Origin of the sequence: Vibrio sp. 10N.247.311.12, assembly GCF_041467515.1 — a bacterium.
Taxonomy (GTDB): domain Bacteria; phylum Pseudomonadota; class Gammaproteobacteria; order Enterobacterales; family Vibrionaceae; genus Vibrio; species Vibrio crassostreae_C.
Genome location: NZ_JBFSUV010000009.1, coordinates 106,275 through 112,593, shown reverse-complemented (window position 1 = coordinate 112,593; position 6,319 = coordinate 106,275). Strand labels below are relative to the sequence as shown.

Genomic DNA, 6,319 nt, shown 5'->3' with positions numbered 1-6,319 from the left:
CTGAGCCCGTAGAGGACTTTCACCTCCTAGATCAACGCCATGCTCGGCGCACAAATAGAACAAGCCCGGCGATTGCCGGGCTTGTTTGTATGTGCTCTATTATTTGTAAATGCTCTATTGGGACTGAGACTGTGCAAGTCGAATGCTCACCAAACTCGCCACCATGATAGCTAAGTAAAAGCTGCCGATAATGGATTCCATAAACACAAAGAATTGAGCAATAGGCAGAGCTGGTGATATGTCGCCGTAACCAACCGTAGTCAAGGTGATAAAGCTAAAGTACATCGCATTAAACAAGTTCGTCAGCCAGACTTGCTCTTCTAACCCGTTAAAGGCATTAGGAAATATCTCTAAAATTAACAAGTAGATGGTCGACCAAGCAAACCCTAGCAACAAGTAAATACAGATGGAGCCGATGATGTGATTGGGTGTCACCGTTTTGGCTTTCATCACCTGCTTCAACGCCGAGTAAATGTGTGAAAACAAGAACACAGCCAACGCCGATAGCGTCACTATCGACAGGTTATAGCCTTCCAAAAATGAAAACACGCCAGACACGAGCGCCGTAATCAATAACAGCCCATACCAAGAGCGATACAAGGCTCGCTCTTTATGAATACCGGCAATTGAACTCGCCAACGTAATAATGATAAGAAATAGGATTGTTTTCTGGCCTTGCGGATAAAACTGCTGCATCACCGCGCAACCAAGAAACAACACCAACAGTGCATAGAATAAGAAGTAGAAGTTGTCGTCTTTAGAGACTGGCTTCATCTATTTTCCCTCGACCTCTGCAGGTTTTTTCTCAGTTTCTTGTTGGTTTTTCTCTTCAAGTCCAAGCCACGCCATCATCAGCTCATAGCTTAAACTCAGTATCACAGCACCGACAAACAGACCGACGATGCCTGACATCGCCATTCCGCCCAGTGCACCCAATAGAATTACCAACATTGGAATGTGAGAGCCACGGCTCAGCAATACTGGCTTTAAGATAGCGTCACTGCCGCTCACCAAAATACACCACACTAAGAACAAGCTCGCCGCCAGTGTCGATTCAACGCTGAACATGTAGATGATCGCCGGTAATAGAGCGAGAATCGGTGGAAGTTGGATTATCGCAATGAGCAGCACAGCTAGCGCCCAAAACGCAGCTGCTGGAACGCCTGCAATCACCAAACCGATTGCCGACATCATGGATTGAATCACAGCCACACCAATCACACCTTGCACAACGCTTCGCACGGTCGATTTAGAGAGCTCTACCAACTCTTCACCTTTACCGCCCGTTAAACGCGCCACTAAGTGAGTCACGCCGGTTTTGCATTTATCGGCATTACTCATGAATGCACCCGCAATGATGGTAGAGATGATGAACTGAATAAAGCCGCCACCTAACGAGCCAAGAACAGAAGCCGCTTTCGTCGCAAACTGTTTAAGTTCATCCGCATACTTTATGAAAGTGCCTTCAATATTGTTGGAGGCGGCAACCAAGGTTGAATAAACCTTCTCACCTATGAATGGAATATCTTGTAAGGACTCTTTCGGTTTAGGCAATGACAATGTGCCATCTTGAAGCCCTGTCATCAGGTCAGTCGCGCTGGTGTAGATACCAGAAGAAAGCGCCGCCAAAGGAATAAATAGAAGAATCACACCAATAAAGCTCAGCAATGCACTGGCTTTACCTTTCGACATCCCGGTTTTATTTGAAATTGCGACCGCCACTGGATACAACGCAGTCGCAATGATCGCACCCCATATCACCAGAAGAATGAATGGGCGCAAAATCGAAAAACACCAATACACGAGCATGGCAATCGCTGCGATCTTGATGGCAGCGTCTATCGCCTGTTTTGAAAAATCATCGGTTAACTTCATGAGACGTCCTTGTTAGACATAATTAAGACTGATTTTGTAGAAACTTCCAATTCCGTGTTTCTAGGAATAGAGAAGCCAAAATCATATATATGCCAATTAACACTAATTGGAATATGCGTATAAGAGTGTTGCTATCGATGTCACCGGAGCTCATCAACGTGCTACCAACCAGTACGAGCAACGTACTAAATGCAGTGGCGAAAATAGGTGCTTTTTCGGGAACCGTGTAGATCTTGGTAGCCATAAGTATGGCAATAAGTCCTATAAACAAAGAATAGAAGACAATGTTGGGTACTATAGAAAGAATTGAAAAAGCAGCAATCGCCAGCAATCCCCCGATACCGTTACTTATCACCAAAAAAGCGCTCAACTTTATCGACTTCTCTGACGTAATCATCAACGATAACAACGCAATGAACATCATTGTCAGTAAAGCTTCAGATATTTGAAAAATAAAGAAAAAGCACACCACAGGATAGGAGATAATCATCGCCCTAAAGGCCGCATACCAACGCTGTTTCTTTTCGAGTGGCGCAGCAGCGAAGCCTGAGAACGCCGATTTTGGCTCAGGGAAAAATACATGCACTAACGCAAAAAGCATGACTGAAACCACACCAGAGGTCGCTAAGCCAGAGGCCAGCATTACTGACACGCCGGGGTTATCAATCGCCATGAATGGCAACATCAAAACCGCAATCAACAGTATGGTGGCAAACAGGTTCCATTTTGGGTCGACAAACAAGTAGTAACCCCACAGCATCATTAACCCCACTAAAATCAGCAATGGGATTGGATAATGGGTAATTCCTCGCGACAGTAATAAACCTAACCCCATTGTCACCACAACGGCCAAGAGCAATTCGTAGACCGTTTCTTTATGGAGATTTGGTTTATCAATTAAGAACTTAGCTGTGAACACTGGCGCCACAAACGCAAGCGGCCAGTTTATCCACGCCGCCAAAAATACAGCCAACGTAACCCCGACCGTAAATCGCAGGATCCGTTGCTGTGTTTGTTGGTCGAGAATGGGCTTATCGGACATAAGACAATACGCTTATAAATCGAATCCACAATTTGCCTATCGCGTTGAATACAAAGTTATCGCCGCTATAAACAATCACATCCGCTTGGCCACCCACTCGGAGCATGCCTGTCACTTCTTCATTATCAAATTCAATGGTTATGGGAAGCATCTGTGTTTGGCGCAACCAACCCGTTTGTTGGCTAGCTTGAGCAAGCTTACCTGCTTGGTCATTTTGCCCCCAATCAACACCCCAATCGATACTACTTACGCGCCCTTTTACCACTTTGCCCGGTGCGAAATCTAACGCCACTTCAACTTCATCACCGACCGTTACATTACCTAGGCTGTTCTCTCGATAATAAGCTTCAATCCAAATATCTTCGGTTGAAACAAAGGTCATGATTGCTTGCCCTGCTGATGCATAGAAACCTTCAGACAGGCTAAAGTTAGAGACACCACCTTGTGTCGGTGCAGTAATCACGGTGCGTTCTAGATTCAATTGAGCTTGTTCAAGTGCCAGCAACGCCGCTTTCACTTGGCTATTTTCTTCGCCTTCTTTACCCATTTGTTTCTTAGCACGGTCAAGGTCAGCTTCTGCATTCACAACCGCCGCACTAGAGGTCGCTAATGCTGCTCGCGCTTTATCTGCATCTGATTTAGAAACGACACCTTTATCGGACATCTCTAAAACACGCTTAGCTTGCAGTTTGGTATTTTGTCTTTCAACAATGGCTGAAGTGAGTTTCGCTTGAGCTGAAGCAATGCTCGCGGTTTGCGCGCCGACATTTTGGCCAGCAATCTCTAAATTTTGCTCGGCTTGTTGTACGGCTATTTGGTAATCAGACTCATCTAAAATGGCTAGCTTATCGCCTTGATTAACCAGTTGGTTAGGTTGAACAAGAATATCGAGCACTTTACCCGACACCTCAGGTTTGATTGGAACGATATAACCTTTGACACGAGCATTATCAGTAATAGGGATGATGCGGTCTGAAATGATACTGAAGATCAACATGAACGCTACGAACAACAATAAGTAGTTGGTGACCTTTCTTACTTTGTCTTTTCCATTTTCTTGCTGGCCAACTTCTTCCTTGGCTTCTTGCGCATTCCCGTTGACTTCTGACATGGGACTCCCTTCTAGATAACTAACATCAACAAAATTAATACTTTAAAAATAAGCCCGGTGATGGAAAACTCAAGTAAATAGGGTTAGATTTAGTAAACAAAACGTTGCAAATGATATGCACGTCTAATAGTGCGACAATATATACAGGATTGTATTCCAATGAGCTCTAGTCACTACCAAGTCCCGGTAATTCAAACGAACTACGCCAAAATTCTGGTTCAGGTTTTTTCTGACTATGGTCTCGACCTCCACCTTTTGCTCAAAGATTCTGGTTTACCGCCCGATCTCATTGAATCAGAAAGCGACTTTGTGCCATCAGAATCGATTAAACGTTTGATTTATCTGACATCCGCCCAACTTGGCGTATCTCGGTTCACCGATATTCTTGGACTCGCATTTCGACGTCGAATCATCCCAAATGTCTTGCATCAATTTACCGAATTCGAAACCATTGGCGATGCACTAAAACAGATCAATTCAATCTTTGCCTATGATTCACCAGGCAGCAAAGTCGAGTTTATCCAAGAACACGGTCAGAACTGGTTTTGCCGGACAGCCCCGGAAGACAACTCCCCTATGTTTCAATGGGGCGAAGCTTTCGCTGTTATTTATATCATCGAGTTAATAACCATTTTATCGCAATCACCATGGTTACCGACTAAAGTTCGCTTGCAAGGGCATGACATCGATGTCGTCAAAACACTGGTATCAAGTAACTGCCAACTGTTTGTTGATCATTCGTCGACTGCTGTGCAGATTCCTGATGAGATCTTACAACTCCCAATCCGTCTTACGTCTAAAGACCTCAGTACAAAACCGACACTTATTGAGTGGCATACCAGCTTTACCGATAGTATTTATGAGCTTCTAAAACCGTACATGAAAGAACAAGACCTCTCTCTTGAAGAGGCGGCAGAGCTGCTCAACTTTTCAGTGCGAACGTTCCAACGCAAACTCAAGAATGAAAACACCACTTATCGAAAGATCAAAGAGAACCTGATGTTTTCTGTAGCTTGCGAGCTGATGGAAGAAGGCCACACGCTGACCTACATTTCTAGCCAACTCGGTTACACCAACATCTCTCATTTTTCTCGTGCATTTAAGCGTGTGTCTGGCCTTACGCCGAAGATTTACCAACGCTCAATCTCGGGCTTAGGCTTCGCTCGATTGATTAACCAAGCACGGCCTACATCTAACCAAGGGCAATTGGAGTAGCACAGCCTGGGCTAGAGCTACACACTCTATTTCGCCCGTTACCTTTAGCGCGGTAAAGTGCCTTATCTGCACTGCGATAGGTCGCTTCGGCTTGCGCCTGTATTTCAGACACACCACTGCTCACGGTCAGGTTCAATGTTGTCCCTTTGGTAATCACTTCTTTCAGTCGATACATCGCCTCAAACGCTTCTGCCAAATTGGTTTCAGGCATCAAGATAGCGAACTCTTCTCCGCCTACTCGCGCGACGATATCAGTGTCTCGGCTGTTGTTTCTCAACAGTTCAGCGACCTCTTTCAGCGCTGAATCACCTTGGTCATGACCGTGATTATCATTGATAGCCTTGAAGTGATCTAAATCGATCAACGCCAAACAGGAATGTGTGTAACCATAACGCTCTGCCAGGTTAGAATAATGTTTTAAGTCGTTATCAAAGCGGCGTCGATTCCAGCACCCTGTCAGTGAATCCGTTTCCACCAGCATTCTTAATCGACGCTCCAATATCTTGCGTCGGCTAATATCCGTAAAGGTCACCACGTACTTGTTATTGTGCGGCAGAATTTCAGTTAGCTTTTCCACCACAACGTTTACGGTAAACTGCTCACCAAGTCGACTGACGCCACTCAACTCACCTTTCCATCTCTGGTTTTCCTTGAGTGAGCGAGTAATGGTCGTGATTAGGCTGCTGTTATTCATAAAACAGAGATCAGAAATCGGACGAGATTCGACTTGGTCAAAGGCATAACCTGAAACCCGAGAGAATTGTTGATTCACTTGTATGACCCTCAATTGACTATCGAGGATCATAAAACCAGCAACGCCATCAATGATCGCTTCAGACAAGCTATTCTTGCTTTGAGCCATTTCATGTCGATAAAGGCGTGCGGTAATAAGAGTGCTAAGTAAAAACAACGCACACACCGAAAAAAACATGGCTGGCGTAGAAGCAATACTCAGCAACCACAAGCTAAATGCCATATTGAGGACAAGTGCAGACACCACGTATAGCGGCATTTTTCGGTCATAACTTAACTTGTTCATAGTTTGCTCTGGTGATGGGCGAATGACTATGATGGCT

6 protein-coding genes are annotated in these 6,319 nt (G+C 44.9%); 1 reads left to right on the top strand and 5 read right to left on the bottom strand.

The annotated features are described in order from the left end of the window. Positions 1 to 114: 114 nt before the first annotated feature. From AB6E30_RS06335 to AB6E30_RS06320, 4 genes are read right to left on the bottom strand one after another with little or no spacing between them, the layout of a single operon-like run. On the bottom strand, positions 115 to 774 hold the full coding sequence (locus tag AB6E30_RS06335) for a potassium channel family protein (RefSeq protein WP_017061900.1): 660 nt from the start codon (positions 772 to 774) through the stop codon (positions 115 to 117). Further along, positions 775 to 1,875 (bottom strand): AI-2E family transporter, encoded by a 1,101-nt coding sequence (locus AB6E30_RS06330; RefSeq protein ID WP_017068458.1) that lies wholly within the window; start codon positions 1,873 to 1,875, stop codon positions 775 to 777. Positions 1,876 to 1,897: 22 nt separating this feature from the next. Next, positions 1,898 to 2,917 (bottom strand): DUF2955 domain-containing protein, encoded by a 1,020-nt coding sequence (locus tag AB6E30_RS06325; protein WP_372102967.1) that lies wholly within the window; start codon positions 2,915 to 2,917, stop codon positions 1,898 to 1,900. Then, positions 2,907 to 4,028 (bottom strand): HlyD family secretion protein, encoded by a 1,122-nt coding sequence (locus AB6E30_RS06320; protein WP_372102965.1) that lies wholly within the window; start codon positions 4,026 to 4,028, stop codon positions 2,907 to 2,909. Before AB6E30_RS06320 ends, AB6E30_RS06325 begins: the two co-directional genes overlap by 11 nt. A 159-nt stretch (positions 4,029 to 4,187) precedes the next feature. Here AB6E30_RS06320 and AB6E30_RS06315 point away from each other — a divergent pair, with 159 nt between their 5' ends. Then, entirely contained in the window at positions 4,188 to 5,243 is a 1,056-nt protein-coding gene (locus AB6E30_RS06315; RefSeq protein WP_372102964.1) for a helix-turn-helix domain-containing protein, read from the top strand. Here the strand turns inward: AB6E30_RS06315 and AB6E30_RS06310 are convergent. Then, positions 5,221 to 6,282 (bottom strand): diguanylate cyclase, encoded by a 1,062-nt coding sequence (locus AB6E30_RS06310; protein WP_372102962.1) that lies wholly within the window; start codon positions 6,280 to 6,282, stop codon positions 5,221 to 5,223. The genes AB6E30_RS06315 and AB6E30_RS06310 overlap by 23 nt on opposite strands. Positions 6,283 to 6,319: the final 37 nt, after the last annotated feature.

What these genes read in the sequence shown, in the direction of transcription:
- AB6E30_RS06315 (WP_372102964.1), top strand. Translation starts at nt 4,188, where the DNA reads ATGAGCTCTAGTCACTACCAAGTCCCGGTAATTCAAACGAACTACGCC.
- AB6E30_RS06310 (WP_372102962.1), bottom strand. Translation starts at nt 6,282, where the DNA reads ATGAACAAGTTAAGTTATGACCGAAAAATGCCGCTATACGTGGTGTCT.
- AB6E30_RS06335 (WP_017061900.1), bottom strand. Translation starts at nt 774, where the DNA reads ATGAAGCCAGTCTCTAAAGACGACAACTTCTACTTCTTATTCTATGCA.
- AB6E30_RS06330 (WP_017068458.1), bottom strand. Translation starts at nt 1,875, where the DNA reads ATGAAGTTAACCGATGATTTTTCAAAACAGGCGATAGACGCTGCCATC.
- AB6E30_RS06325 (WP_372102967.1), bottom strand. Translation starts at nt 2,917, where the DNA reads ATGTCCGATAAGCCCATTCTCGACCAACAAACACAGCAACGGATCCTG.
- AB6E30_RS06320 (WP_372102965.1), bottom strand. Translation starts at nt 4,028, where the DNA reads ATGTCAGAAGTCAACGGGAATGCGCAAGAAGCCAAGGAAGAAGTTGGC.